Below are 26348 nucleotides of genomic sequence, written 5' to 3' on the forward strand. Positions count from 1 at the left end.
CGGTACTGACTTATAAAGGCTTGAGCCGTATGCGGGGAAACTCGCACGTACGGTTCTTAGGGGAGGGGTAGCCAGTAATGGCTGCTCCTTACCCGACATCATCCCCTAGCTCATAAGCTAATACGAAAAACCCAAGCAATTGCTTGGGTTTTTTGCTTTTAAAAGTGACTAAATTAGTGTTCAAGCGCCAATTCTGCGAGCTCTTTTTTAGCGTTTATACGCAATGATATTAACGCCGTTGTGCCTCGTATATCGGTAAGGTAGTCGAGGGTTTTCGGCAGGTGTGAGAGTACTTCGAGTTTCTGGCTAGTCAGGTGATAGCGCCAAAATTGAAATTGCTCATTGACTCCATATAGAGTGTTATTTTCAACCACAAAGCGTTTATCACTGCCTTGGGCGATGAGGGAGTCGATTAAAGTATCTTCTATGGTGCCTGTTTGCCAAAACCTGTCGAGCTGATCGGTATAAATGACCTGTTTATTGTCACTGTACTGTGCCCAATTAACCGGTGCTTCTTGGAGTATCGTATAGGTTAATGCTCGTAAATCGAGTTTTGCAAATTGAAGCAGCCCCGCCACACGGACATTCGCCAGTGCGGTTTGTTGTTCGCTATCCCAATCGAAAAGTTGCTCAATGGGCACGGGGAAAGCAAAGCGCTGAGTGCTGCGATCTAATGTAAGTTGGTGCAACGCCTTCGCTGAATTAGCCATAAGGCTTTGGCCATCTTGGGACCAAACTAATCCCTCAATATAACTGTCCATAGCAAAATTTGAGAGCTGTTGACTGCTTTGCCCATCACTTATCCATACCTGATCAATGCCAGAGCGCTGTGAGCGAAAAGCCAGCTTGTCACCATTTGGTTGAAATACTGCGCTCCCTTCTGATGAAATTGAGCGCTCAATTATATCGAATTTTGCTTGAGGATAAGTATTGTCTGTCTGTGCCGTAACCGTGGTTGGTTGGGCGAATGAGAAAGAGGCGATATCTCGATCATAAAAGCCTTTAATCACTAGTATGCGGTCGCCGTCAGGATGAAAATTTGGTGACCCCATTGGTTCGTCTAAAGGCAAGCTGACGTTTTCAATCTGCCCATCATAGGAGAGCGTGAATAACTGCCGTCCAGTGCTGAATACCAGTTTTTCATCAAGCGGTGAGAAGCTGGGATAAATAAAACGGTATTGTGCGATTTCTGGCGGGTAATGAATGGCCGTTTTAGAGCGCACTTTTCCTTGGGGTGAAACAAGTACGAGATGGTACTCGTTATTGGTATTAACTGTTGTCAGAGCGATCAGGTTTTCATTTTTAGAATACGCATATGAAATGACGTTATCATCCTCTGAGCCATATATTATCTGACTTTCTTTGCTATCTATTGCATAACGGATCAACTCCCACCTTGTATTATGTTGCTGCAATAACGCCAGGCTGCCGCCGTTCATCCAGTTAGGTGCACGCAGCCGAGAGTTTTTACACTCCATGAGGGTTGTGGGTTGTTGGGGCGATATCAGAGATTTGGCAAAGTCTAAGCTCATTAGCTGGTAACATTGTTTTTGTGTGATGGGCTGTCGACAATCTTGCTCTTGTACAAAGTATAGGGTTTTGCCATCTGCAGAGAAGGTATGTGTACCGTTTGACTTGAGCTGTTGTGTGAGCTGAAATTCGGCTTGAGTTTGCGTGTTTTTGGCCCACATATTGTTGATACAGAGGCGGTCTTCATAGCGATGAAACACCACATAGTCGCCATCAGGTGAGTAGATCCCCGCATTTTCTCTATTATCAGTTGCGGTGAGTGCCGTGAGTTTGGTGATATTTAGAGTCTGTGGCTGTGGTTTGTATAGTAGTGCTAGAGCACCTATAGCAAGCAAACCTCCAACGGCAGCATATGCGAATTTTAATGTAGAGGCACTGTTTTTATCATTCTGTGGGGTGTTTTGCTGCGGTGGTAAAGCGTGTTCTAGCTGTGCATCACTTGATAATACCGTGTTAGTGAAGGACGCTGCTTTGGATTTGTTGCTATCCCACTTCACGTTTGCTTCTAAGCTGTAGCCTTGCTTAGCATGGGTCTTGATGAATCCTTGTGCTTTACCATCGTCCCCAAATGCTTTTCTAAGCTGTGCAATGCTGCGTTGTAGGGTATTGGGAGATACGATTACGTCCGGCCAAACAGCGTCAAGTAAAGTGTCTTGGCTTAATACCTCACCTTGATGCCTTGCCAATACAGTAAGGACAGCCAGCGCCTTAGGTGCCAGCGTTTGGGTGTGATCTTGATAGGTGATCTGATTTCGAGATACATCAATATAAAAGTCGTCAACCCAATACTGTTGCTGCATGATTTATCCTACTCAGGTTTATCAAAGGGAAAATGCTTGAATACACAGTTAATCAAATAAACATACCGATTTGTCTTTTGAAGTTCAAACATAACACCATGAAAAAAATACTAATTAATTTTCCATTAGGATATCTATAAGACGTCAGCGAGACGTCAGCAATACCCCATGTAAATCATTTTCTGCTCGCTATGCTGAGGCTTAAATTCTGAATATGAACCAGCGCAGTTTGCGCAATTGAGGAAGAGAATGATGAAAAACTATTTAATATTACTGCTTGCGTTTATCCCTTTTTTTAGCATACAGGCCACTGAATTTGAGCCATACACCATGCCAAATACACAGGTGGTGCCCATTAAAAATCATCATCAACATGGGCAATATGAGTTATTAATTAAACTGCCAGATGAGTATCACAAAGATCCAAAACGCCGTTTCCCAGTGATTTATTATACTGATGCTGTGTGGCATATAGATTTATTAACATCTGCTACGCGGTTTTTGATGGAAGACGCGATCTTAGTGGGTATTTCGTGGCAAAAAGACATAGATAAAGCAAGTAAGGCCGAATCTGGTGAATATGCTAGCCGTTTCCGTGATTACACTGCGGTTTCTTCTAAAGATAAAGTGCGTCAAAGCAAATATCAATTTGGTCAGGCAAAGCTGCACCTTGCCTTTATTCGCGATGAGGTGATCCCAAAGGTTGAGAAATTATATCGCACATTACCACAACAGCGCACCTACTTTGGTTATTCACTGGGTGGTCAATTTGGGGTGTACGCTTTAGCGGCACAACCGGATACTTTTAATCACTATATATTAGGGAGCCCAGCTTTAGGTGGTAGCGTGGGATACTTAAGCGAACTGCTAAGTAAGCAGAAACAGCTTAAAGCAAATGTATTTATCTCATATGGCGATCAAGAAGCCCGGCTTAAAACGCATGTCGATGCTCTGCTTTCTAAATTAAATGCACACAAGCAAAGTCATTTATCTCTAACACATGAAGTGATGGAAGGAGATCACACACAAGCGGTGCCCATGACGGTAGCGAGAGGTATTTCATGGCTATCAAATCTATAAAAACTTGCTTGTGTATTGAAATAATTTGAGTATGAGGGAGAGTCCGATGACATTACTTGTTAATAAACTGACTAATAAATGGTTGATCATATTGAGTGGTATTTTTGTTTTGGCTGTGACAAATGCGTCGGCTTCGGCTAGTACGTCAGAAACACCGAGGGTCGAGGCAAAAGCTCAGGTGCTGCCACGTTCAGAGTTATCTCAGCCTGAGGTACCTTATATTAGTTATGCACCAGAGAAGTTAAATGATGGTATTCAAGTTGCTAAATTTGATAGCACCAATGCTAATAAAGCCAAGCTCAATGAATTTGTGAAGGACATAAACACGCAAAAGTTTGGTAAGTACGATAGTTTGCTGGTCGTTCAGGGAGATAAACTGATTTTTGAGTCTTATTACTTACAGGGACGAATTGATAAACTTCACCGCCAAGCGTCTGTTACTAAAGCAATACTGAGCTTAGCTCTGGGCCGGGCTATTGCCCTTGGTCATTTAACAATGGCGGATTTGGACAAACCCATTGTCTCGTTTTTCAATGACTTGAATTTGGAACAGTTCTCACCAGGGGTTAAGCGCATTACTTTGCATCAAGCTTTAACGATGCAATCAGGGTTACGTATTAAACGCGAATTATATACGGCGTTAAGCACAAAGATCGGCGGGAAAAGCACTCATACTCAGTTGCAAGCGTTGCTGTCATCGTCATCACCAATTGAACCCTTAAAGCAAACTTTTAATTACCAAAGTGAAGATCCAGCACTTGTAATGCTTGTGCTCAATAAGGTGGTGCCCAATGGGGCGAAAGCCTTTATCGAAAAGGCGCTTTTTAGCAAATTAGGGGTTGTCAATTACCAATGGCATGAAGGAGACGGCGGTTTGCCTATTGGTGCATATGGTTCAGCGTTGACATCAAGGGACATGGTTAAGCTAGGTTTGTTAGTTAAGTCTGGCGGACAGTGGCTGGGGGAGCAATTGATCCCCAAACAGTATTTGGCTAAAGCAACCAACAAAATAGTGGCACTTAATGAAAGCGATATCTTCTTTACAGGGGATAAAGTTAAGCTGCCAAGTTATGGCTATTACTGGTGGCAAGCCGAAATGCTGATTGATGATAAGCGCTATCTGACTCGCTCTGCACAGGGGGGAGGAGGTCAATATGTTGTTTTGATAGATGAATTAGATTTAATGATAGTGACAACTGGCCATGAAGAGGAAGAGCAAACTATGAAAATGATTGCTATGCACCTTTTAGCTGTATTTCAATCAGGAAATATTTAGAAGAAATGCATTGTTTTTATTAATTTTATTAAGAGCTAATTTCTAAATGGTTTCTTCTAATTTCTTATTGTGAAAGGTTATTTTTTATTTAGGAAAGTTTGTGTTTTTTATAAGGCTTATTTAGTTGAGGTTTGTTTTTTTAATGGGTACTTTGAAATTGGATATTATAAAAAAGAGGAATAAGAAAATGAATATTAAACTAAAAACAACAAAGCTTAAGTCGTTAACTAAAAACCATAACTCAATCAGTAAAGGTATGACCCCGCATATAGCTGGCGGTAGCAGTCGTCCAGGTGGCGGTGGTACTTATGAGCCAACGCAGCCTACAAATTGTGAAATTGATTTATGCCACACGGCTCCAGAGCCAGGTATGGCATGTAATATTACAGGTACTATGCGTTATTAATAAACCAAGTTGTGAGCAACTTGTTTGCTCACTGGTTATATCTTTTATAGCTCGGTACTATCTGGGCTATAATTTTTGTGCTTCTATTGCTGTTTTATATTGAATATTCTTGTTAAGTGTTTATTTTAAAATCCTCATCATTAAGCCATTCTTCTACTTTTGCTATCATTTTTCTATTTAACTAGTATTTTCTTAGGTTGAACTTTTCTTTGGTGATTTCTAGTAAGTGTAAAGTTCTTTTTTGATTTAATGTTTCTTTTTTTAATGTTGATTCCCTTTTCAAATTTGAAATTTATTTTTCTATTTTTTATTCATAAGCACATGTGCTTAATGTTAATTTTTTTCCCATTTTATTTGTTGTTTTTGAGCTGTTGATTTTTGGTTTTTTTCTGGGTACGTTAATTTTGGTTCTATAAAAAGGAACGGAATATATAAGTCAGAAATAACAAAATTGAAGTCGTTAAATAAAAATAGTCGTTCAATAGAGTAAAAAGTGACGCCAATGATTGCTGGCGGTTGAAGCTATGTTATATACAGGTGTTTGCCTGATACAGCTGCAATATGGCACCTAACCAATATCAATTTTGTGACATGACAAGCGCAGGCTTTACTACACTTTCGAAATTTACGATGACAGTGAAGCGACTATATAAATTTTTACTGAGAAGAAGGAATAACACTATGAATATGAAGATAAAAAAAACCAAATTAAAATCACTTACCAAAAACAGTAACTCAATTGCGGATAATATGACGCCAAATATTGCTGGCGGTAGTAGCTATGTAACTTATAGATGTTTGCCTGATACAGCTGCATGCAATAACGATTCAACGGACTGTCACACTTTTCCTGAAAATGGACAATTTTGTGTGATTACAGGAACTGCTTAAACTACAGACACAATACGCGATTACGCTTGTAGATATAAAACACAAGATGTTACTATTTTGATTTCAATTTTGTTGGCAGTAGCGTTGTATTTGCTGCTGCCATCTATAGCGTTTTCGCATTAGATTTTTTACTTGAGTTATTCTTCGTTTTTTAATCTTAGCGTTTTTATTTCTTAGAACTTGCTCTGCTAATTTTTGTTGCTGTCATTTTATTAAATCAGTTTTTTAATAATTATAAAGGCTTTATAATTTTATTTTAAACGGTATTTTTTTGTTACATTTTTTGCTGGTTTTTTGTTGATGTCATTTTTCTGCTTTGTTAGTTTGTGTTTTCAATTAATTGCATAATTTTAAAAGGAATAAAAATGAATATTACGCTTAAAAAATCAAAACTAAAATCGTTGACTAAAAATAGTCAATCAATTGCACAAGATGTAACGCCAAAAGTTGCTGGCGGTGGTTTTTACGATTACGATACGTTTGGCTGTAATACTGCCAGACGTACAGTAGACAGATGTGTTATCACAGGCACGGATCATCAAACAGGCAGCCAAACTTGCTAATTTAATTGTTTAGCAGTTTGACCGAGCAACATATGGTCTATGTTGCTCTTCAAGCAAGGTCATAGCCTCTTATTTACCCCACTGTTTATGCTAGTTATATCCACTCTTTATATGCTTTATCTCTCACTTTGTTCAATGTCTTAAAGTTGCTTTCAGTCATAAAGTAAATACTCAAACCTGATATGACAATTCCGCGGACAAAACTTGCAAGCTGATTGTTTTTTTACTAATCGTTAAAGAAGTCATGCAGTTTGGGCAACAAATGCCTATTGACAGTCATCCAATAATAAAAACCCTTTGAGTCCAAAAATATAAGGGAACGGAGACGTCACATGAATCTTGCTAAATCACAGTTGTTCTATTTTTTAATACTCATGTTGGTAAGCGTTCACACCGTTGCCAGTGATTACAACATGCGCCAAGGGGTAACGGATGTAAGTAATGAAGTTTATCAACTACACATGACGATCTTTCTCATTTGTTGTGTGATCGGCGTCATTGTATTTTCAGTGATGTTTTGGGCGCTCATACATCACCGTAAGTCCAAAGGTGCCAAGCCAGCTCAGTTTCATGAGAGTACCAAAGTTGAGATTATCTGGACTGCTATTCCGTTTGTGATTTTGGTTGTGATGGCAATCCCCGCCACAAAGACGCTGATAGCCATGGAAGACACCAGCAAATCAGATTTAACAATTAAGGTTACAGGCTCTCAGTGGAAGTGGCATTACGAGTATATGGGCCACGATGTGGACTTTTTCTCTGTGCTATCTACGCCTAAAGATCAGATTGCTAACTTGCAAGAAAAAGAAGAGCACTACTTACTCGAAGTCGACAAACCTCTGGTTATCCCAACCGATCGAAAAGTGCGTTTTTTACTGACATCAGATGATGTGATCCACTCTTGGTGGGTTCCTGACTTTGCAGTGAAAAAAGACGCTAACCCTGGCTTTATCAATGAAGCTTGGACCCGAGTAAATGAAACTGGAATATACCGAGGCCAATGCGCTGAGCTATGCGGTAAAGATCATGGCTTTATGCCCGTCGTGGTAGACGCGCGCGCACCCGATGATTTCGATTTGTGGCTTGCCGATGCAAAGCAGGCTAAAGCCAAAGCCGAACAGGCTGAAGCCGCATCAGTTGGCGCTACGCTCTCTAAAGATGAGCTGATGACAACGGGAGAAAAAGTGTACATGGCATATTGTGCTGCATGTCATCAGCCAACAGGGCTTGGTTTACCTGGTGTCTTTCCTGCCATGAAGGGCAGCCCTGTTGTCAATGGCGAGCTCAAAGCGCACATTGATATATTGGTTAATGGTCGGCCCGGCACAGCAATGCAAGCATTTGGAAAGCAATTAACCCTGACGGAAATAGCTGGCGTGATCACATACAAGCGAAATAGCTGGGGGAATGATACCCAAGAGGTAGTTCAGCCTGGGCAAATACAGGCCTTCATTGATGAGACTAAGGAGAAAGAGTAATGTCGACTACCGCGCAAGAGCAAGCTGTATCTCATGATCATCATGGGGCACCCACGGGTTTAAAGCGATGGTTTTTTACTACTAACCACAAAGATATTGGGTCTTTATATTTACTGTTTTCTCTGCTGATGTTTCTAACCGGTGGCGCGATGGCAATGGTGATCCGCGCTGAGCTATTTCAGCCGGGTATGCAACTTGTCGACCCACATTTTTTCAATCAAATGACAACCGTCCATGGATTAGTCATGGTGTTTGGTGCTGTCATGCCCGCCTTTACCGGCCTTGCTAACTGGATGATCCCTATGATGATTGGGGCACCGGATATGGCACTGCCTAGAATGAATAACTGGAGTTTTTGGATCTTACCTTTTGCATTTGCGATCTTGCTGGCATCTCTGTTCATGGAAGGAGGCGGTCCTGCGTTTGGTTGGACATTTTATGCGCCTTTGTCGACCACATATAGCAATGACAATACGGCGCTATTTGTTTTTGCCGTTCATATTATGGGGGTCAGCTCTATTATGGGTGCAATCAACGTGATTGTAACCATAGTAAATATGAGAGCGCCTGGCATGACGTGGATGAAACTCCCGTTATTTGTCTGGACTTGGCTAATCACTGCTTTTTTACTTATCGCAGTGATGCCCGTTTTGGCAGGGGCAGTGACCATGGTGTTGACCGATAAATATTTTGGCACCAGCTTTTTTGATGCTGCGGGCGGTGGAGATCCCGTTATGTTTCAACATATTTTTTGGTTCTTTGGACATCCTGAAGTATACATTATGATACTGCCTGCGTTTGGCATTATCTCCACCATAGTGCCGACATTTTCACGCAAGAAGCTGTTTGGTTACGCTTCTATGGTCTACGCCACCTCGTCGATTGCGCTATTGTCGTTTGTCGTTTGGGCGCATCATATGTTTACCACGGGCATGCCATTAGCGGGCGAACTGTTTTTCATGTATGCGACCATGCTCATTTCTGTCCCAACGGGGGTCAAAGTCTTTAATTGGGTTGCAACGATGTGGCGAGGCTCAATAAGTTTTGAAATTCCCATGATGTTTGCCATTGCCTTTATTGTCCTGTTCACCTTGGGCGGGTTCTCTGGGTTGATGTTGGCGATAACGCCTGCAGACTTCCAGTATCATGATACCTATTTTGTGGTCGCACATTTCCATTATGTATTAGTCACAGGGGCAGTGTTTTCCATCATGGCAGCCGCTTATTATTGGTTGCCGAAATGGACGGGAAATATGTACAACGAAACTTTAGCACAATGGCATTTTTGGTTGTCACTGGTCAGTGTGAATGTATTGTTCTTTCCAATGCATTTTGTTGGTTTAGCGGGGATGCCGAGGCGTATTCCAGACTATGCCCTGCAGTTTGCTGATTTTAACGCGATTATTAGTGTGGGAGGATTTGCGTTCGGATTATCCCAATTACTCTTTGTAGCTGTTGTGTTTAAGTGTGTCGCTGGCGGAAAGCCTGCCGAAGACAAAGTATGGGATGGTGCTGAAGGGCTGGAATGGCAAGTGGCATCACCTGCACCATACCACACTTTCTCAACACCACCAAAGGTGGACTAATGCATACGGCACTGATACAAAAATTGGTTCTGACGGTGCTGGGCATGTTTGCTTTTGCATTTGCGTTAGTACCGTTGTACGACGTTTTTTGTGACATAACTGGACTAAATGGGAAAGTCGACCTCGTTGTAGCTGAGCAAAGTACAAGTGTCGATGACACAAGACAAGTAGAGGTAAGTTTTACAACGCATGCTAAAAGTAGTGCTCCGTTTCAAGTGAAAGCCCAGCAGTACTCTGTAAGCGTTCAACCAGGCAAGCTATCAGAAGTCCGTTTTGTTGCGCAAAACTTGAGTGATACTGCCCGGGTAATGCAAGCCATTCCTTCGGTGTCTCCGGGACAAGCTGCTAAATATTTGCATAAGTTAGCCTGCTTTTGCTTTGAACAACAGCCATTAGCCGCAAATCAGTCAATGGAATTTATATTGCGGTTTTACGTGGATACTGAATTACCTAAGGATGTGCAGGAATTAACCCTTTCTTATACTTTATACGACATTACTGAGAGTGAAACGGCATACAGTGACGAGCAGACACAAAGCCAGTTTGTTTCGCAGTATTACTTAATACAATCAACCCCAGTAAGAGGACCTCAAAATGGATAAGAGTTACCAACCCTATTACGTACCGGAGCAAAGTCCTTGGCCAATTGTAGGGGCTGTTGCGATGTTTTTTATTGCTGTCGGAGCTGGGTTAACTGTGATGCAATTGGGCAAAGATGCCAGCTCAGGTGCTTGGACATTGTTTGCGGGTATTGTCATTTTAATTGGCATGGTAGTTGGCTGGTTCCGTCACGTTATTGATGAATCTATGAGTGGTCTTTATTCCGCACAAATGGACAGGTCTTTTCGCCAAGGCATGGGGTGGTTTATATTTTCCGAAGTGATGTTCTTTGCTGCATTTTTTGGTGCTCTGTTTTACGTTCGGATGTTTGCAGTACCCTGGTTAGGTGGTAGCAGTAACAATGCGATGACCAATGAAGTACTATGGCCTCAATTTGAAGCTTTGTGGCCGCTTTTAACAACGCCTGATGGCACTGCTACGCAAGCGATGCCCTGGCAAGGATTGCCTTTAATAAACACCATCATTCTGCTGACCTCTTCCGTCACCTTACACTTTGCCCATACAGCCATTGAACAAAATGAACGATTGAAATTAAAAGTGTTCTTGGGCGCGACCATTATATTAGGGTTTGTTTTCTTAGGCTTACAAGTTGAAGAGTACATACATGCATACACTGAACTGGGATTGAAACTCGATTCAGGTATTTATGGCAACACGTTTTTTATGCTGACTGGTTTTCACGGTATGCATGTAACGCTTGGTGCGTTGATGTTACTGGTGGTATGGCTGCGAGTTTTAAAGGGGCATTTAGATTCTAATCAACATTTTGCGTTTCAGGCTGCTGCTTGGTATTGGCATTTTGTTGATGTTGTTTGGTTATGCTTGTTTGTGTTTGTGTATGTGATTTAGCACTCGGCTGGGGATTGAAGTTAAACAGTCCCATCTGACTAGAAAGCGTAATACAGAGCATAACTAAAAGTGAAAATATCACTCGTTTTCCCAGTATTTGAGACATGTTTTTCGATTTGTCAGCACCTTGGAGCATCAAGAATAGGGCATAAAAAAGGTGGTAAAGAATAACTAAAAGAAGAGCTGTGATAATCCATTTTATAAGCATAAGGGAGTCTGCCTTTACGTGTTTAATAAAAAGACTAGTACAGTTATGGTCATTTTTGCAGTCACTATCGTGATGTCTGTTTGCTTCAGATTATCTTATTGGCAATGGCAGCGGGCAGGCGACAAGCAAGTACAGCTCTCCATGTTGTCTGAGCGCTTTAATAATCAGGCGCTTGGAGAATTTGAAAGCTCTGACAACTGGCAGGGAGCAAAGATATTTTTAAAGGGAAAGCTGGTGCCAGACCTGTGGTGGTTATTGGACAATCAAATTCTGCACGGTCAAGTGGGTTATGATTTGATTGCTTTGTTCGAGGCTGAAAATACCGACACGCTGTTTGTTATTAATCTTGGCTTTGTGCCAGCCGGAGACAGTCGAAGCCAGTTACCTGTCACTGCGTTGCCGCTCAATGAAATTGAAGTCAATGTGCAGTTCAAAATAGGCGCTTGGTCGGGGTTTACTTTAGCAAATTCCCCTGATCAAAGTGCCTATCATCATAACGTTTTGCAGTATTTGGAGCGGCAGTATTTTGAACGGGAATCAAAGTTGTCGATTTCATCGCAGTTATTGATAGCCACGCAAGGTGTTATTCAAGGTGTAACACCGCACTATAAAGCAGTGGTAATGAGCCCTGATAAACATCGCGCCTACGCATTGCAGTGGTTATTAATTGGTTTATCTGCAGGTGTGATTGCTTACTTTGCCACCAGAAAAAAATCTAAGGATTTAAGCGTATGAATAAAACACTTGGGATGTTTATCGGCTGCTTTATTTTGCCTGTGATCATGGCAATAACCGTACTTAAATTAGATTTTAAGCCAAGTTCAACGACGAACAATGGCAGCTTTTTAAAGCAAGAAATTTGGCTGCCTGTGATACCCGAAGGCAAGGTATGGAGTATCGTTTTAAATGTGCCCAAAGGGTGTTCGACTGCGTGCGATGTGCAAAAGGGCAATGTGAAAAACTTAGATGTTGCACTGGGTAAGCACCGTAGCAAAGTGGCTATCCTACTTGTTGGTGAAGGTGAGCAGTCAGTTGCTCAAACCATACAAGAAAAACTGGTGCCCGCCGCATTTTATTTGGTGGATAAACATGGCCTAGTCATTTTGGAATACCCCTATGAACCTGATCCTGAAGCAAATAGATTGGTTCTCAAAGGGTTATTGAAGGACATGAAGAAACTCTTAAATTATGCTCGTTCTCAGTAAGGAGGCACTATGTCTACTGTACTTCAACGAACTATCACGTTTGCGTGTATGCTTGCCATTTGTGTGGTGGTACTCGGTGCTTATACGCGCTTGAGCAATGCAGGGCTAGGTTGTCCAGATTGGCCTGGTTGTTATGGTTTTTTGACCGTGCCCAATGAAGTACATGAAATTACTGCTGCGCAGCTAAAGTTTCCAAGTAGTCAGATTGAACCGCGCAAAGCTTGGATTGAAATGATCCATCGATACTTCGCAGGTAGTTTAGCTTTAGTGGTTTTATTGCTGTTTGTAGTCATTATACGTTCTAAGGCACAACATGCCCCAAAGGTGTTGGCAAGCGCTTTAGTACTAATGATTGGTGTGCAGGCCCTACTAGGCATGTGGACAGTCACAATGAATTTACAGCCATTTGTTGTGATGGGGCATTTGCTGGGGGGCTTCACTGTATTGTCTCTGTTGACCTTGCTGTATTTGCGAGCAGCCCCCCCATCCGTTGAATATGAAGCTCAGGCGCATACTTGTTTAAAGGCGGGGATTGTGTGTACCGGTATTTTGGTATTACAAATTGCGTTAGGTGGTTGGTTGGCTGCGAATTATGCCGCCCCCCATTGCACAGGGTTACCGCTTTGCTCGAATAGCGAGCTCTTTTCGTGGTCAAGCTTACTAGAGTTGCCAAAGCCGTCAAGCACCTATGAATATGGTGTATTACCATTTGAAACGCGTTTATCAATTCATTTGATGCATCGTATATGGGCCAGTGTGACGTTGTTAGCCTTGGTTGCTATGGCGGTCTTTGTTCATTTTAAAATATCTCAGCCGATCATTCGCAAAGCGGCTAATCAAGTTGCCATATTGGTGCTTTTTCAGGTTGCGGTTGGGGGGATAATTGTGTACTTCAAATTCCCAATTTTATTGACGTTATTTCATAATTTAATGGCTGCCCTACTGTTGTTGGCACTTGTCAGAGCCTGTTTTTTACTCTCACGAGCGAGGCAGATATGGGTATGAATGTAGAGTTAGCAAAATATACACATGCATTCGAAGGCATATCAAAATATATTCAACCCTACCTGAATATCTGTAAGCCTAAAGTTGTTTTAATGCTGGTGCTTACTGCGTGGGTTGGCATCATGTTAGCCCCTGAGTCTGGCCGCAGTATATGGCTACAGCTAGGTGCTTTAGTGGGGATCGGCTTGGTGTCTGCCTCTGCGGCGGCCATCAATCATATTTTAGATCGAGCAAGAGATAAACATATGGTACGTACTCGGCATCGACCTCTAGTGCTGGAGCAGCTGAGTGTGCCGCAAGCGTATATATTCGCTTTTGCCATTGGCATAGTAGGCTGTGTGCTGCTATTGGAATACAGTAATTTGTTATGTACTTTTTTAACTGTATTGGCGTTGTTTGGCTACGCAGTTGTGTATACGGTTTTTCTAAAACGCTCCACCCCCCAAAATATCGTGATTGGCGGTTTAGCGGGGGCCATGCCGCCGCTGCTTGGCTGGGTGAGTGAAACAAGCGCGATGAGCGCTGAGCCTTGGCTATTGGTGATGATCATTTTTACTTGGACACCGCCCCATTTTTGGGCGCTTGCTATTGCCAGAAAGCAAGATTACGAACGGGCTAATGTGCCCATGCTGCCAGTAACACACGGTGTTTTATTCACAAAGCTATGCATGCTTGTTTATACCGTTTTATTAACCTTGGTGTGTGTATTGCCGTATTTAATTAATATGTCGGGAGTATTTTATCTTACAATTTCGTGCTTTTTAAATGCCCGTTTTTTGCAAAAAGTGACACTTTTGTATTTTGAATCAAAGTCGGAGTCGGCGATGCAAGTTTTTCGTTTTTCAATAAGTTATTTATTGCTACTCTTCTGTGCATTGTTTATTGATAAGTTACTGTTCTGATGCGTTTACTTTTATTGGTCTTTTTATCATGTACGTTATTATCATGCTCGCAACCCAAGCAGGTTTCCGAATTGACGGTGGTATATCCGAGCCCCAAATTACTAAAGCCTTTTGAGTTGAAAGATCAAAATAATCAGGTTGTGACAAATGAGCACCTAAAAGGACAATGGAATTTACTATTTTTGGGTTACACCAGCTGCCCAGATATCTGTCCTATGACGTTGGCAAAACTGGCGCATATTAATAAAAAAATCAGGGAGTTTGAAAATACGCAGGTGTGGTTTGTGTCCGTTGACCCACATCGAGATACACCGACACAGCGCAAAGACTACATTGGATATTTTGATGAAAGCTTCTTAGCGGTCACACATGACCATCAGCACTTATTTCCTTTTGTCAGAGATATCGGTTTAATTTACGCCATCAATGAGGCACAAGAGGCGGAATATTATGTGGATCACAGTGCATCTATTGCCTTGATAAACCCTCGTGGTGAATTGACCGCAATTTTTAAACCTGAATTCAAAAAAGGTCATGTGCCGACAGTGAATACAGAGTATATTATTGCAGACTTTGAAATTATTTCCAATGCCAGTAAAGCACGTCGATAGAGGTGTGTACTTGTTTCTAAGTTAATAATATTTTTATTTCTTTTGCCTAAATTTTGGCAATTTTATCATCAACGTCTAATCTAATCTTATCTATAACTTTTACAGGGAATGTGCCAAGCACATGATTAAACTTCCTTCTGAGTTAGCCATCAATAAAGTCGAAGAACTCTATCAGTCGTTCGTTCAAGAATTAGAGTCTGGGCAACCCATATGCATTGATATTAACGATGTTTCTAAGGTTGATACAGCTTCGGTCCAAATGTTGTGTGCGTTGCAAAAAAGGCTCATGAACTTTGATCAAAAAATTACTTGGCACGGTGATAGTCCTATCTTGTTTGAGTCTGTAGAACAACTTGGTTTAACCGAAATTTTATCCTTTAGCAGTAAGATTTAAGAGGTCAATATGAAAAAGATTTTAGCTGTGGATGATTCTGCTTCAATGCGACAAATGGTTGGCTTTACTCTTAAAAAAGCAGGGTTTGACGTCACAGAAGCAAAGGATGGTAGCGAGGCATTAAATTTGGCAAAGCAGCAAGGTTTTGATGCTGTGATATCGGATGTAAACATGCCAGTGATGGATGGGATCACGTTAATACGGGAATTACGCAGCTTACCAAACTATAAATTTACTCCGCTACTGATGTTAACGACAGAATCAGGACTTGATAAAAAAAGTGAAGGTAAAGCTGCTGGTGCAACTGGCTGGATTGTGAAGCCTTTTAATCCGGATCAATTATTAGCTGTATTGAAGAAAGTCATTCGCTAGTACCAACGAGGTATAGGCATGAGTATAGATTTAAGCCAGTTTTTTGATGTGTTCTTTGAGGAGAGCTTCGAAGGTCTTGATGCGATGGAAGCTGAGCTTCTCAATCTTGAACCGGGAAAAGAAGATTCTGAGACCATTAATACCATCTTCAGGGCGGCGCATTCGATTAAAGGTGGCAGTGGTACATTTGGGTTTGTGTCAGTGTCAGATTTCACACATGTACTCGAAACGTTACTTGATCAAATCAGAGATGGGCAAAGGACGCTGACCGCAGAGCATGTTAATTTACTTTTAAAGTCGGTTGACTGTGTTCGTGGATTATTAGGCGCATTGCAAGCTGAAGAAGAACCAGATTTAAGCGAGTCAAATGAGCTAAAAGCACGATTTGAAGCAATACTCGGTGGGGAATCGGCAGAGGAAGCCGAGGGAGAGCCACAAGAAGATACCACACAAGCGCTACAAAGCACGACCTACCAAATAGATTTTAAACCAGAGCCACATTTATTTAAAACGGGTAATGAGCCACTTTACATGTTTTCTGAGTTGGCTGAGTTGGGCCAGCTGGAAGTGACAGCGTTCCATGATGGGATCCCTGACTTTTTGGAGTTCGATCCTGAAGACTGCTTTTTACACTGGCGGTTCTTTTTAACAACCAGTAAGCCTGAACAAGCCATTTCAGAAATTTTTGAATGGGTTGAAGATGATGCAGATATAAAAATTGAAGCATGCGGCGGCTTATTTGAAGATGATACAAATACGGTAGCGGAAATAAATACACCTGAGGCTGCTGATTTGCCTGATCCAAGTACTGCCGCTGAAGTATCTACGCCTGAAATAAAGGCTGAACCGGCGCCTAAAGCAGACGAGAATATTGCGGCAGTACAGAAAAAGGTTGAGTCAGCAAAAAACACCAAAAAGTCAGCGGACTCTACCGCGACTTCTATTCGTGTTGGTATCGATAAGGTCGATTCTTTGATTAATATGGTTGGGGAGCTGGTTATAACCCAAGCAATGCTAAGTCAGATAGGCGACCAAGAAATTACTGAATCTAGCATTGCAGCGCTTCAAGAAGGGTTAACACAGCTGGCGCATAATACGCGCGATTTACAAGAAAACGTCATGCGTATTCGCATGTTGCCTATCAGTTTTGTGTTTAGCCGTTTTCCTCGTTTGGTTCGAGACACCTCGCAAAAGCTCAATAAACAAGTCGAATTAAAGCTAGTCGGTGAGCAAACAGAACTAGACAAAACGGTGATGGAGAAGCTGTCAGATCCCATGGTGCACTTGGTGCGAAACTCATTAGATCATGGATTAGAGACGCCAGAAGAGCGTATTGCCAATGGTAAAGATCCCGTTGGGACAGTAACTTTGAATGCGTTTCATCAAGGCGGCAATATTGTGATTGAAATCATGGATGATGGCAAAGGCTTGGATACGGAAAAAATACGCAGTAAGGCCATTGCGAATGGTCTGATCAGCGAGGCGGATGAGCTTAGTGTGGAAGAGGTAAATGAGCTGATATTTATGCCAGGGTTTTCCACTGCCGATAGCGTAAGCGATATTTCAGGTCGTGGCGTCGGTATGGATGTGGTGAGGAGAAATATTCAGGCGTTGAACGGCTCTGTGGAGGTCACGTCAAAGCAAGGAGTGGGATCAACATTTACGATTAGATTGCCGCTGACTTTGGCAATTTTAGATGGCCAACTGGTTCAAGTTGCAACCCATACCTACATCATTCCGCTTATTTCTATTGTTGAGTCATTGCAAATTGATATCTCTAAAGTGAGTAAAGTAGGTAAAGGCTTAGAGGTGTTGAGGCTGCGTGATGAATATATTCCGATTTTACGATTGTACGATATTTTTAGTCACCAAGGCGCCCGTGAAGAGTTAGATAAAACTTTGTTGGTTGTGGTTGAAAGCGATAACTACAAAATTGGCCTTCTGGTTGATGATTTACTGGCTCAACAGCAAGTAGTGATTAAGAGTTTGGAAGCAAATTATCAAAAGGTCGATGGTATTTCAGGCGCGACCATTTTAGGCGATGGCACAGTATCGCTAATTATTGATATTAGCGGGCTCATTAAGCTTAGTGGGCTACGTCGACCTGGCTCAACGGAATTGTTGGTTGATTTGAAAGGTGAGGAGGCAGAGCCAGTATGATCGATCAAGTTGAGGTAAATCAGCAACTCATGTTTGATGGTGAGTCAGATGAAAAGCAGTTTTTGACCTTTATGATGCACGATGAAGAATACGGCATGGATATTTTAGCTGTTCAGGAAATCCGTGGTTGGGAGCCTGTTACCACAATTCCAAATTCACCGAACTTTGTAAGAGGGGCGATGAATTTACGCGGCACGATTGTACCAATTATTGATTTAAGGATGCGTTTTGGGATCAGCGCCATTGAGTATGGGCCGCTTACCGTTGTTATCGTGGTCTCTGTGCAAATTAAAGACCAACAAAAAATTATGGGGCTAGTCGTGGACGCTGTATCTGATGTGTACAGCATTGCAGAAGAAAAAGCCAAAGATGTGCCTGATTTTCAGGACTCAGATAATGCTTATTTTGTGCACGGTTTAGTCAATGTAGGGCAAAAAATGGTTGTGCTTTTAAATCTAGAAAAGGTTTTAGATTTGAGTGATAAAAGTGGACTCAAAGGCTAATTGGGGGTCGAAATGAGCGAACAGAGTATCCAAAGCAGTATTAATAACAAGATTTTGGTAGCTGGTGTAATTCTGGTTATTAGTGTCATTGTTGGTGCTCAGCTAGGACAAGCTGAATCAGAGCAAATTAGGATGGTAGCATTTACTATTCCATTGCTGGGCAGTGCGGCAGCTTTGATATTTTTAAAATTAGGTCTGTCGTCAGTGGTTGGAAAGTTTGCCGTGGTTTATTCTGCACTTCCTTTCATGACGGTAAGTAACCGAGAACAGTTTGAGCAGCTTGATTTATCAGATTTCCCCCAGCTTTATAGACTGTTATCTAAAGTTGAAAGTCACGAAGATGAACATGAAGACGACCATACTGAAAGTTTGCTGTGTGCCTTGAAAGGTTGCCAAGCGAATATCATGGTGGCCGATGGCGATTTAAACATCGTTTATATGAATGATTCGGTTACTGCCATGTTGAGACAAAATGAGCATCAGCTTCGCAAAGATCTACCTAACTTTAATGTCGCCACGACGATTGGCACTAATATAGATATGTTTCACGCTAATCCAAGTCATCAGCGGAATCTGTTGGCCAACTTACGTGAGGTGTATAAAACGCAAATAACCGTCTCAGGTCTTACCTTTGATCTAATAGCAACGCCTGTTTTTAATAATAATAATGAGCGCATTGCGACCTTAGTGGAATGGAAAGACTTAACAGAGCAATTGGCTTTGGAGCAAAAACAGCAAAGAGAAGCAGCTAACAATGCGCGTATCTCCAGTGCCTTAGATGTATGTCAGGCTAATGTGATGCTGGCTGATGATGATTGCAACATTGTATACGCTAACGACTCTGTGATCCGCATGTTGAGAAAAAATCAGACACAGCTACAAGAGGCGCTTCCTAGATTTAATGTCGATACATTGATAGGTCAAAATATAGACATCTTCCATGTAAATCCCAGTCATCAAAGAAATTTACTGAGTAATATGACTGAGACCTATGAGACAGACATTGAAGTTGCAGGCTTTACTTTTGGCTTGATAGCAACACCTGTGCAAGACAGTAGTGGTAAGCGCCTTGGCACGGTAGTTGAGTGGGAAGATAAAACTGAGCGTTTAGTGAGAGAGCGAGAGGATCGGCAGGCAGCCAATGAAAACCTCCGTGTGCGTCGTGCATTGGATAACGTGGCAACCAACACCATGATAGCTGATGGTCATTTTAATATTGTTTATATGAATGATGCTGTGACCTCAATGATGAAAAATGCAGAGCGTGATATACGTCAGGACTTACCTAATTTTGATTGCGCAAAATTGATGGGCGCAAACATTGATGTATTCCATAAAAACCCGGCTCATCAGCGCGGTATGGTGACGAACCTCACGGAGACTTATAAGACTGAAATTAAAGTGGGTGGCCGTACCTTCGGTTTGGTGGCAAACCCAATTATTGGCGACGGTGGTGATCGTATTGGCACTGTGGTTGAGTGGGAAGATAGAACGGACGAAGTCGCCATCGAATCTGAAGTGAATGAGCTTGTAGAGTCCGCTCGCGAAGGTAACTTGGCAGTGCGACTGAATGAAAACAATAAAAAAGGGTTTTATCTAAGGTTAGCACAAGGGCTGAATGGCTTAGTTTCACTAGTGGATGATGCCGTGTCTGATACAGTGAATATGCTCGATGCGCTCGCAAATGGGGATTTAACACAAAGAATTAATGCGGATTACAACGGCGCATTCGACAAGCTCAAGCAGGATGCGAATACAACGGCGGATAAGCTCACTGAAGTACTCAATAGAATTAGTTCATCTGCAGCTATGGTTGCCAGTGGCGCAGAAGAGATCTCTCAAGGTAATGCGGACTTAAGTCAAAGAACGGAAGAGCAAGCTTCATCGCTTGAAGAAACCGCTTCAAGTATGGAAGAGATGACCAGCACGGTTAGACAAAATGCAGACAACGCCAAAGTGGCCAACGAACTGGCTGCGGAGACTAGCGAAAAAGCCGCGACTGGTGGTGAAGTTGTGAATCGCGCTGTTGCGAGCATGTCTGAAATTAACGAGTCGAGTAAGAAGATTGCCGATATTATTAGTGTCATCGATGAAATTGCATTTCAAACAAATTTACTTGCTTTAAATGCCGCAGTGGAAGCTGCTCGGGCTGGCGAGCAAGGGCGTGGCTTCGCAGTCGTGGCTGGTGAAGTGAGAAACTTAGCTCAGCGTTCAGCAGGGGCTGCAAAAGAAATTAAAGATTTAATTAGAGACAGTGTGGGCAAGGTCGAAGACGGTACACTACTGGTGAATGAGTCGGGTGCGACTTTGAAAGAGATTGTTGCCGCGGTGAAGCGGGTTACAGAAATGATTTCCGATATTGCAGAGGCCTCAGAAGAGCAGAGTTCAGGCATTGAGCAAGTTAATAAAGCTGTATCGCAAATGGATGAAATGACTCAGCAAAATGCAGCATTGGTCGAACAGGCTTCGGCAGCCGGAGAGTCCATGGCTGAGCAAGCGAACGATATGAGAAGGTTATTGAACTTTTTCAATGTAGGTGATTCTTCATCGTCAAGCACGCCAGCACCGCTTAGTAATGTGCAGCCAGAAAGGCTGACAACATCGCCAAGGCCTACGGTGCAAAATGGTCAAAGTCGACAGTTGAATAATACAACTGCCAATGTCACGGCTGATATTTCCCAAAGAACACCTGAACCTGCAAACCGTTTTGCTGATGACTCAGAAGAGTGGGAAGAGTTTTAATCTCAGCAGGTATATTAGAGCTGCCTCTAAGCTTTGCGAGGCAGTCAAAAATCGGCGATATTTATTCGGCTGTTGTTAATCACATTATTTAAGCTTAATGAGCATATGAAAGAGTTCCCATTTACTGATACGGATTTTCAAAAGGTCTCTGAAAAAGTGTATAGCGCATGTGGCATTGTATTAGGCCCACATAAGAGAGAAATGGTTTACTCACGCTTAGCGAGACGGATAAGGGCAAATGGTCTGAGCTCGTTTGAAGACTATTTGGCATTTTTAGATAACAGCAGCGAGCAGGAGTTTAGTCACTTCATTAATGCGATCACAACGAATCTCACTTCTTTTTTTCGCGAGTCACATCATTTTGACTATTTGAAAAATAGCCTGATCCCGCGTATCAAAGAAGACAATAGGTTAACGAAGAGGGTGCGCTTTTGGTCGGCAGGTTGCTCAACGGGTGAGGAGCCTTACAGTATCGCGATGACGGTTGCTGGTGAGTTTCCATCTGATTGGGATGTTAAGGTGTTAGCCACTGACCTTGATTCAAATGTACTACAAAAAGCAGCGCAAGGGGTTTACAGCAGCCAGTCTGTTACGGGACTTGATGATAATCATCTGAGAAAGTGGTTTTTAAAAAGCAGTGACGGCAGTCAGTTTCGAGTAAAAGAGCAGCTTAAAAGCTTTATCTATTTTAAGCGGCTAAATTTACTTGAGCCCTGGCCAATGCGAGGCCCATTTGATTTGATATTTTGCAGAAATGTACTGATTTATTTTGATAAAGAGACAAAAGATACGTTATTTGACGGCTACCATCGAATGCTAGAGTCATCGCACGGTCACTTATTTATTGGTCATTCAGAAACCATGAGTAAGGAGCGTAGCGACTTTAAGAATTTAGGCAAAACCATGTATAAGAGGATAGATGCATCATGAACCACTTTAGGCCAGTCATAAGCGGTTTTGAGCACGTAAAGCGCTTTTGGGATGCTGGGCGCAATACCGTTGTGGCCAAGGTCTTGCCGGGTGAGTTTTATGTCTCAAAAAATGATGAATTGATTTCCACAGTGTTGGGCTCTTGCATAGCTGCCTGTGTATATGATGAAAAGCTGGGGATAGGTGGTATGAATCACTTTATGCTGCCTGGTGCTCAAAAGATGAAAGACGTAACCAATGTACATTCAGATGATTTCAACTGTCGCTATGGCAATTGGGCCATGGAGTTCTTAATTAACGAAGTACTTAAAAATGGTGCAAGTCGCGCAAACCTAAAGGTGAAGTTATTTGGTGGTGGTAAAATTATCAGCGCCATGACAGACATAGGTGTAGGTAACATTCGTTTTGCTCAGACGTATGTAGAAGAAGAAAACCTCGAGTTAGTCTCTCATGATGTCGGCGGGCCGTGGCCAAGAAAGGTTGTTTTTCATCCCCAATTAGGCACCGCAAAGGTCAAGAAACTCAGACAGGTGCACAACGATACGATTGAGAAACGTGAGGTTAAATACCTACATGATATCGAGGCACAAGATGCTAAAACCGATATCGAGTTATTTTAGAGTAATACGCCATGATAAAGGTTTTGATAGTAGACGACTCCCCTTTACTCAGAGCTGTCCTTAAGGCTGTACTAGAGCAAGCCGGAGACATTGAGGTTGTAGGGGCTGCCAAAGATCCGTATGAAGCGAGGGATATGATAAAGGCATTGCAACCTGATGTACTGACACTGGATATAGAAATGCCGAAAATGAATGGTTTGAGCTTTTTGAAAAATCTCATGCGGTTGCGACCAATGCCCGTCGTGATGTTGTCTACGCTTACCCAAAAAGGCTCCCCAGAGACACTTGAAGCTCTAGAAGTTGGTGCGGTTGATTTTATCGCTAAACCTATGTCGAATGTCGCTGAGCAGCTAGAAGCTTATGCGGATGTACTTTATCAAAAAATACGCACAGCCAGTCGCGCTAGAGTGCGTCCATTTAAAGCAGATAAGCAACTGGGGGCGAAGCCTGTTATCGCCTCAGATGCAAAGTATCAAGCACGCAGTGTGATGGCTATTGGTGCTTCAACGGGGGGGACTGAGGCGCTACGAGAGGTTTTAACGAAGTTACCAAGTAACAGCCCGCCAGTGGTGATCACCCAACATATTCCACCTGTATTTAGCACGTCTTTTGCAATGCGCATGGATAAGTGTTGTGAAGTGAGCGTGAAAGAAGCACAAGATGGTGATGAACTAGGTATAGGCAAAGTATTTATTGCGCCAGGTGATAAGCATTTATTGATCGTTCAAAAGGGTACTAAGTTAGTTTGCCAGCTTAATGATGGCGAGAAAGTAAATCGTCACAAACCGGCCGTTGATGTCTTGTTTGATTCGCTCATCCCGATTGCGAAAAACGTCCATGCTGCACTATTAACTGGTATGGGATCTGATGGTGCACAGGGTCTTTTACGGTTAAAAGATGCCGGAGCAAGTACTTTTGCACAGGATGAGGCGTCATGTGTAGTATGGGGTATGCCCCGTGCGGCAGTTGAATTAGATGCTGCGAGCAAAGTGGTATCACTGGATGCCATGGCAAAAGCGTTACTCCACTCTGCTAGCCGCTAGCATATTATTTCTCTTGCACTACCCAAGGTTGTGAAAACCAATGAAAACGCCCTTTGTGCGTTTTTGATGGAGCGGTACAGTTATATCGAGAACGCCCGTTTGGTAAAGGTTCAGGTGTGGTCACAGTGACTTGGTGTTTTGCAGTCCAGGTTACTGTTGCTCTGCCAATGCCAGATACAAAGCATGCTAATTGACCTTGACTAAAATCCATACTCTTAAACGACATTGTAAATGATGGTTTTCGCTCTGTTGTGACTGAGTTGGTGTAAGTCAGCTTGTCAATGTCGAATGGGATCGAGTTAATTTTTACTTTAAGGGTTTTTAAATTGCTATAAATACCAGAAGAGGGGAATCTAGGTACTCGGGTAAAATCTGTTGTCGGGCCGACAGCTCCGGAATGCTGACCTATGCCAATGAGGCCTAACTCTTGAACAAGCGTTTGCAATGTACTATCAAATTCACCATAGGGATAAGCAATATATGGGTAATTGTGTCCAATTTCTTCATTGATCCGTTGTTGAGACCAAGTAAGGTCATGCCTTATACGCTTTTCCCATTGCTGCTCAGTTTCACCGTCTTTGCGTAAATGCAGATAGTCATGCTTGGCGCTGTGATTCGCGATGATGGCGCCGCGTTTTGATAGAGTTCTTAATTCATCCCATGTCATGACATAGCTTTGCCCTTCGTCAATTAACTGTGGATTGACAAAGATAGTATAGGGGAAGTTGTAGGCTTCTAATAATGGTGCAGCGGCTTCGATATTGTTGTCATAGCCGTCATCAAAAGTGATTGCAACCGTATTCACAGGCAGAGACTTACCTTGTTGCACATGCTCAATGAACTTATCAAGAGCAATGACGTTGTAATTGCCCTTTTTCAAAAACTCTAAGTGGGTTTTGAATGTGTCCTCACTGACACTCGTCACTGGTGGCAGTTTCTCACTGACATGATGATATTGTAATATAGTCGCACTGTGTGCTTGAGCACTGACTAAACCAACAAATAGAATTAAATTATGAAGCTTTTTCATTACCTGCGTACACCTTATCATATTCCACTACTTACTCTCGCAGCGCCGATGATCTTATCAAATATTTCGGTGCCCCTGTTAGGATTAGTTGATACGGCTGTCATCGGGCATTTAAGTCATGCTCATTACTTAGCGGGTATCGCGTTGGGCTCGGGCAGCATTGCCTTACTATTTTGGTTAGCCAGTTTTTTGCGTATGAGTACCACAGGTGAAATCGCACAGGCTTTTGGTGAGCAAAATCAAGCGCGTTCATATCAATCCTTATTGGCCAGTTTGGCGATTGCAATGCTATTTGCTTTGACCTTAGTCGCATCCTCTCCATTTTTACTCGACATGATAGAGCATTTGGCAAAACCGAGTGTGGAGGTGATGGAGCAAGCATCATTATACTTTTCAATTCGTATATACAGTGCACCAGCGGCCATGATGAATTTGGTCTTGTTGGGCTTTATGCTTGGGCTGCAATATGGCAAAGGGCCTTTTTATATTGTGTTATTCACGAACTTGGTGAATATCATTTTAGATTTACTGTTTGTCATTGGGTTTGAATGGGGTGTCGCCGGTGCTGCTTGGGCGTCGGTGATTGCAGATTACAGTGCTTTAATGTTGGCGCTTTATTTGACCGCTGCATTACTCAAAAGAAAGGGGTGGACGTTTGCTTGGCTCATGCCCAATCGGGCGCATTTGCTCCATTTACTTACACTCAACAAAGATATTTTCATTCGCTCTTTAGTATTGCAGCTGTGTTTTAGCTTTATGACTTTTTATGGTGCGCGATTAGGAGAGAATACACTGGCCGCCAATGCTGTCTTACTCAACTTTTTAATGTTGGTTAGCTTTGCAATGGATGGAATTGCGTATGCGGTAGAGGCGAAAGTTGGCCAAGCCAAAGGAGCAAAAGATGTTGAAAAGCTCAAAGCTTGGGTCGCTGTAAGTACGCTATGGGGCGGACTTTTTGCTTTGTTGTATTGTTTTGTATTTGCGCTATTTGGACCAAGCATTATTGGCATGCTTACCACAATCCCAAGTGTGGTCGACACAGCCTTAGTTTATTTACCTTGGCTGATTATATTGCCATTGATAGCGATGAGTTGTTTCTTATTTGATGGTGTTTTTGTCGGGTTAACTAGGGCACGTGAAATGCGCAATAGCATGATATTTTCAGCGCTATTTGGGTTTTTCTTACCGGTGTTTTTATTGCTAGATCATGGCAACCATGCACTTTGGTTGGCCATGACCTGTTTTATGGCACTGCGCGGTATTACTTTGATTTACCGTTATCGAAAGCTCGACGCGCAGAATTCCTTGCTGAAATAACTTGCGAGAAGCGATTTGCAAAGATCCCTAGGTATCCATAACCTGCGATACCTAACGCTGGGAAAAGCACTGCAAGACCCGCAATGCGCCAACTTGGATCATGGTAATAACTCAATGCGAACAGACCCATCGCGAGCACAAAAATACCAATCCCCGTAAAAAAGAATTTTAAACTGCGCTTGGGGTTGGAGCCCAAGCGGTAAATATACTGCGTAAACATGCTAGT

27 protein-coding genes are annotated in these 26348 nt (G+C 42.4%); 23 read left to right on the forward strand and 4 right to left on the reverse strand.

Annotation, left to right across the window (positions count from 1 at the left end; translation table 11 throughout):
- Positions 1–173: 173 nt before the first annotated feature.
- On the reverse strand, positions 174–2330 hold the full coding sequence (locus AC2CZC_RS08340; RefSeq protein WP_484584461.1) for a winged helix-turn-helix domain-containing protein: 2157 nt from the start codon (positions 2328–2330) through the stop codon (positions 174–176).
- 249 nt (positions 2331–2579) lie between these two features.
- Between AC2CZC_RS08340 and AC2CZC_RS08345 the strand changes: the two genes are divergently transcribed.
- From AC2CZC_RS08345 to AC2CZC_RS08385, 9 genes are all read left to right on the forward strand, one after another.
- The gene (locus tag AC2CZC_RS08345; RefSeq protein WP_484584462.1) at positions 2580–3410 is read left to right on the forward strand and encodes an alpha/beta hydrolase; all 831 of its coding nucleotides are present in this window, start codon (positions 2580–2582) and stop codon (positions 3408–3410) included.
- Positions 3411–3456: 46 nt separating this feature from the next.
- Positions 3457–4686 (forward strand): serine hydrolase domain-containing protein, encoded by a 1230-nt coding sequence (locus tag AC2CZC_RS08350; protein WP_484584463.1) that lies wholly within the window; start codon positions 3457–3459, stop codon positions 4684–4686.
- A gap of 187 nt (positions 4687–4873) precedes the next feature.
- The gene (locus AC2CZC_RS08355) at positions 4874–5092 is read left to right on the forward strand and encodes a hypothetical protein (RefSeq protein WP_484584464.1); all 219 of its coding nucleotides are present in this window, start codon (positions 4874–4876) and stop codon (positions 5090–5092) included.
- Positions 5093–5773: 681 nt separating this feature from the next.
- A complete protein-coding gene (locus tag AC2CZC_RS08360) occupies positions 5774–5983 on the forward strand; it encodes a hypothetical protein (protein WP_063361258.1) in 210 nt (69 codons plus the stop codon).
- A 365-nt stretch (positions 5984–6348) separates the two neighbouring features.
- Complete coding sequence (locus tag AC2CZC_RS08365) at positions 6349–6546, forward strand: hypothetical protein (RefSeq protein ID WP_211036680.1); 198 nt, start codon at positions 6349–6351, stop codon at positions 6544–6546.
- Between the two features lie 374 nt (positions 6547–6920).
- On the forward strand, positions 6921–8024 hold the full coding sequence (coxB, locus tag AC2CZC_RS08370) for a cytochrome c oxidase subunit II (protein ID WP_484584865.1): 1104 nt from the start codon (positions 6921–6923) through the stop codon (positions 8022–8024).
- Positions 8024–9610 (forward strand): cytochrome c oxidase subunit I, encoded by a 1587-nt coding sequence (gene ctaD, locus AC2CZC_RS08375; RefSeq protein WP_484584465.1) that lies wholly within the window; start codon positions 8024–8026, stop codon positions 9608–9610. Before coxB ends, ctaD begins: the two co-directional genes overlap by 1 nt.
- Positions 9610–10212: a cytochrome c oxidase assembly protein gene (locus AC2CZC_RS08380; RefSeq protein ID WP_484584466.1), complete on the forward strand. Its 603-nt coding sequence runs from the start codon at positions 9610–9612 to the stop codon at positions 10210–10212. The genes ctaD and AC2CZC_RS08380 overlap by 1 nt, the downstream gene beginning before the upstream one ends.
- Positions 10205–11080 (forward strand): cytochrome c oxidase subunit 3, encoded by an 876-nt coding sequence (locus AC2CZC_RS08385; protein ID WP_484584467.1) that lies wholly within the window; start codon positions 10205–10207, stop codon positions 11078–11080. Before AC2CZC_RS08380 ends, AC2CZC_RS08385 begins: the two co-directional genes overlap by 8 nt.
- On the opposite strand, the gene AC2CZC_RS08390 is transcribed toward AC2CZC_RS08385, so the two are convergent.
- Positions 10986–11288 carry a DUF2909 domain-containing protein gene (locus tag AC2CZC_RS08390; RefSeq protein WP_484584468.1) on the reverse strand — a complete coding sequence of 101 codons (303 nt, stop codon included), beginning with the start codon at positions 11286–11288 and terminating at the stop codon, positions 10986–10988. The two genes, AC2CZC_RS08385 and AC2CZC_RS08390, sit on opposite strands and share 95 nt — an antisense overlap.
- Positions 11289–11306: 18 nt before the next feature.
- Between AC2CZC_RS08390 and AC2CZC_RS08395 the strand changes: the two genes are divergently transcribed.
- The 13 genes from AC2CZC_RS08395 (at position 11307) to AC2CZC_RS08455 (ending at position 23775) form a co-directional block, all read left to right on the forward strand.
- Positions 11307–12023 (forward strand): SURF1 family protein, encoded by a 717-nt coding sequence (locus tag AC2CZC_RS08395; protein ID WP_484584469.1) that lies wholly within the window; start codon positions 11307–11309, stop codon positions 12021–12023.
- Entirely contained in the window at positions 12020–12493 is a 474-nt protein-coding gene (locus AC2CZC_RS08400; RefSeq protein WP_484584470.1) for a transmembrane cytochrome oxidase associated protein, read from the forward strand. The genes AC2CZC_RS08395 and AC2CZC_RS08400 overlap by 4 nt, the downstream gene beginning before the upstream one ends.
- Positions 12494–12502: 9 nt before the next feature.
- Positions 12503–13498 carry a COX15/CtaA family protein gene (locus AC2CZC_RS08405; RefSeq protein ID WP_484584471.1) on the forward strand — a complete coding sequence of 332 codons (996 nt, stop codon included), beginning with the start codon at positions 12503–12505 and terminating at the stop codon, positions 13496–13498.
- Positions 13495–14400, forward strand: a complete 906-nt coding sequence (gene cyoE / locus AC2CZC_RS08410; protein ID WP_484584472.1) for a heme o synthase — start codon at positions 13495–13497, stop codon at positions 14398–14400. The genes AC2CZC_RS08405 and cyoE overlap by 4 nt, the downstream gene beginning before the upstream one ends.
- Positions 14400–15011: an SCO family protein gene (locus AC2CZC_RS08415; RefSeq protein WP_484584473.1), complete on the forward strand. Its 612-nt coding sequence runs from the start codon at positions 14400–14402 to the stop codon at positions 15009–15011. The genes cyoE and AC2CZC_RS08415 overlap by 1 nt, the downstream gene beginning before the upstream one ends.
- Before the next feature lie 121 nt (positions 15012–15132).
- Entirely contained in the window at positions 15133–15405 is a 273-nt protein-coding gene (locus tag AC2CZC_RS08420) for an STAS domain-containing protein (RefSeq protein ID WP_063361247.1), read from the forward strand.
- A 9-nt stretch (positions 15406–15414) separates the two neighbouring features.
- A complete protein-coding gene (locus tag AC2CZC_RS08425) occupies positions 15415–15777 on the forward strand; it encodes a response regulator (protein WP_046355948.1) in 363 nt (120 codons plus the stop codon).
- Positions 15778–15795: 18 nt separating this feature from the next.
- Positions 15796–17937, forward strand: a complete 2142-nt coding sequence (locus AC2CZC_RS08430) for a chemotaxis protein CheA (protein ID WP_484584474.1) — start codon at positions 15796–15798, stop codon at positions 17935–17937.
- The gene (locus AC2CZC_RS08435; protein WP_237135545.1) at positions 17934–18440 is read left to right on the forward strand and encodes a chemotaxis protein CheW; all 507 of its coding nucleotides are present in this window, start codon (positions 17934–17936) and stop codon (positions 18438–18440) included. Before AC2CZC_RS08430 ends, AC2CZC_RS08435 begins: the two co-directional genes overlap by 4 nt.
- Positions 18441–18452: 12 nt before the next feature.
- Complete coding sequence (locus tag AC2CZC_RS08440; protein WP_484584475.1) at positions 18453–21182, forward strand: methyl-accepting chemotaxis protein; 2730 nt, start codon at positions 18453–18455, stop codon at positions 21180–21182.
- A gap of 105 nt (positions 21183–21287) precedes the next feature.
- Complete coding sequence (locus tag AC2CZC_RS08445; RefSeq protein WP_484584476.1) at positions 21288–22112, forward strand: CheR family methyltransferase; 825 nt, start codon at positions 21288–21290, stop codon at positions 22110–22112.
- On the forward strand, positions 22109–22732 hold the full coding sequence (cheD, locus tag AC2CZC_RS08450; RefSeq protein WP_484584477.1) for a chemoreceptor glutamine deamidase CheD: 624 nt from the start codon (positions 22109–22111) through the stop codon (positions 22730–22732). Before AC2CZC_RS08445 ends, cheD begins: the two co-directional genes overlap by 4 nt.
- Positions 22733–22743: 11 nt before the next feature.
- Positions 22744–23775 carry a protein-glutamate methylesterase/protein-glutamine glutaminase gene (locus AC2CZC_RS08455; RefSeq protein WP_484584478.1) on the forward strand — a complete coding sequence of 344 codons (1032 nt, stop codon included), beginning with the start codon at positions 22744–22746 and terminating at the stop codon, positions 23773–23775.
- Positions 23776–23779: 4 nt separating this feature from the next.
- Here the strand turns inward: AC2CZC_RS08455 and AC2CZC_RS08460 are convergent, their stop codons facing one another.
- Entirely contained in the window at positions 23780–24826 is a 1047-nt protein-coding gene (locus AC2CZC_RS08460) for a polysaccharide deacetylase family protein (RefSeq protein ID WP_484584479.1), read from the reverse strand.
- Here AC2CZC_RS08460 and dinF point away from each other — a divergent pair.
- Entirely contained in the window at positions 24791–26122 is a 1332-nt protein-coding gene (gene dinF / locus AC2CZC_RS08465) for an MATE family efflux transporter DinF (protein WP_484584480.1), read from the forward strand. The two genes, AC2CZC_RS08460 and dinF, sit on opposite strands and share 36 nt — an antisense overlap.
- On the opposite strand, the gene AC2CZC_RS08470 is transcribed toward dinF, so the two are convergent.
- Positions 26067–26342, reverse strand: coding sequence for a hypothetical protein (locus AC2CZC_RS08470; RefSeq protein WP_484584481.1), 276 nt, complete (start codon positions 26340–26342; stop codon positions 26067–26069). The two genes, dinF and AC2CZC_RS08470, sit on opposite strands and share 56 nt — an antisense overlap.
- Positions 26343–26348 lie beyond the last annotated feature (6 nt).

The organism is Pseudoalteromonas sp. MMG033 (assembly GCF_057197785.1).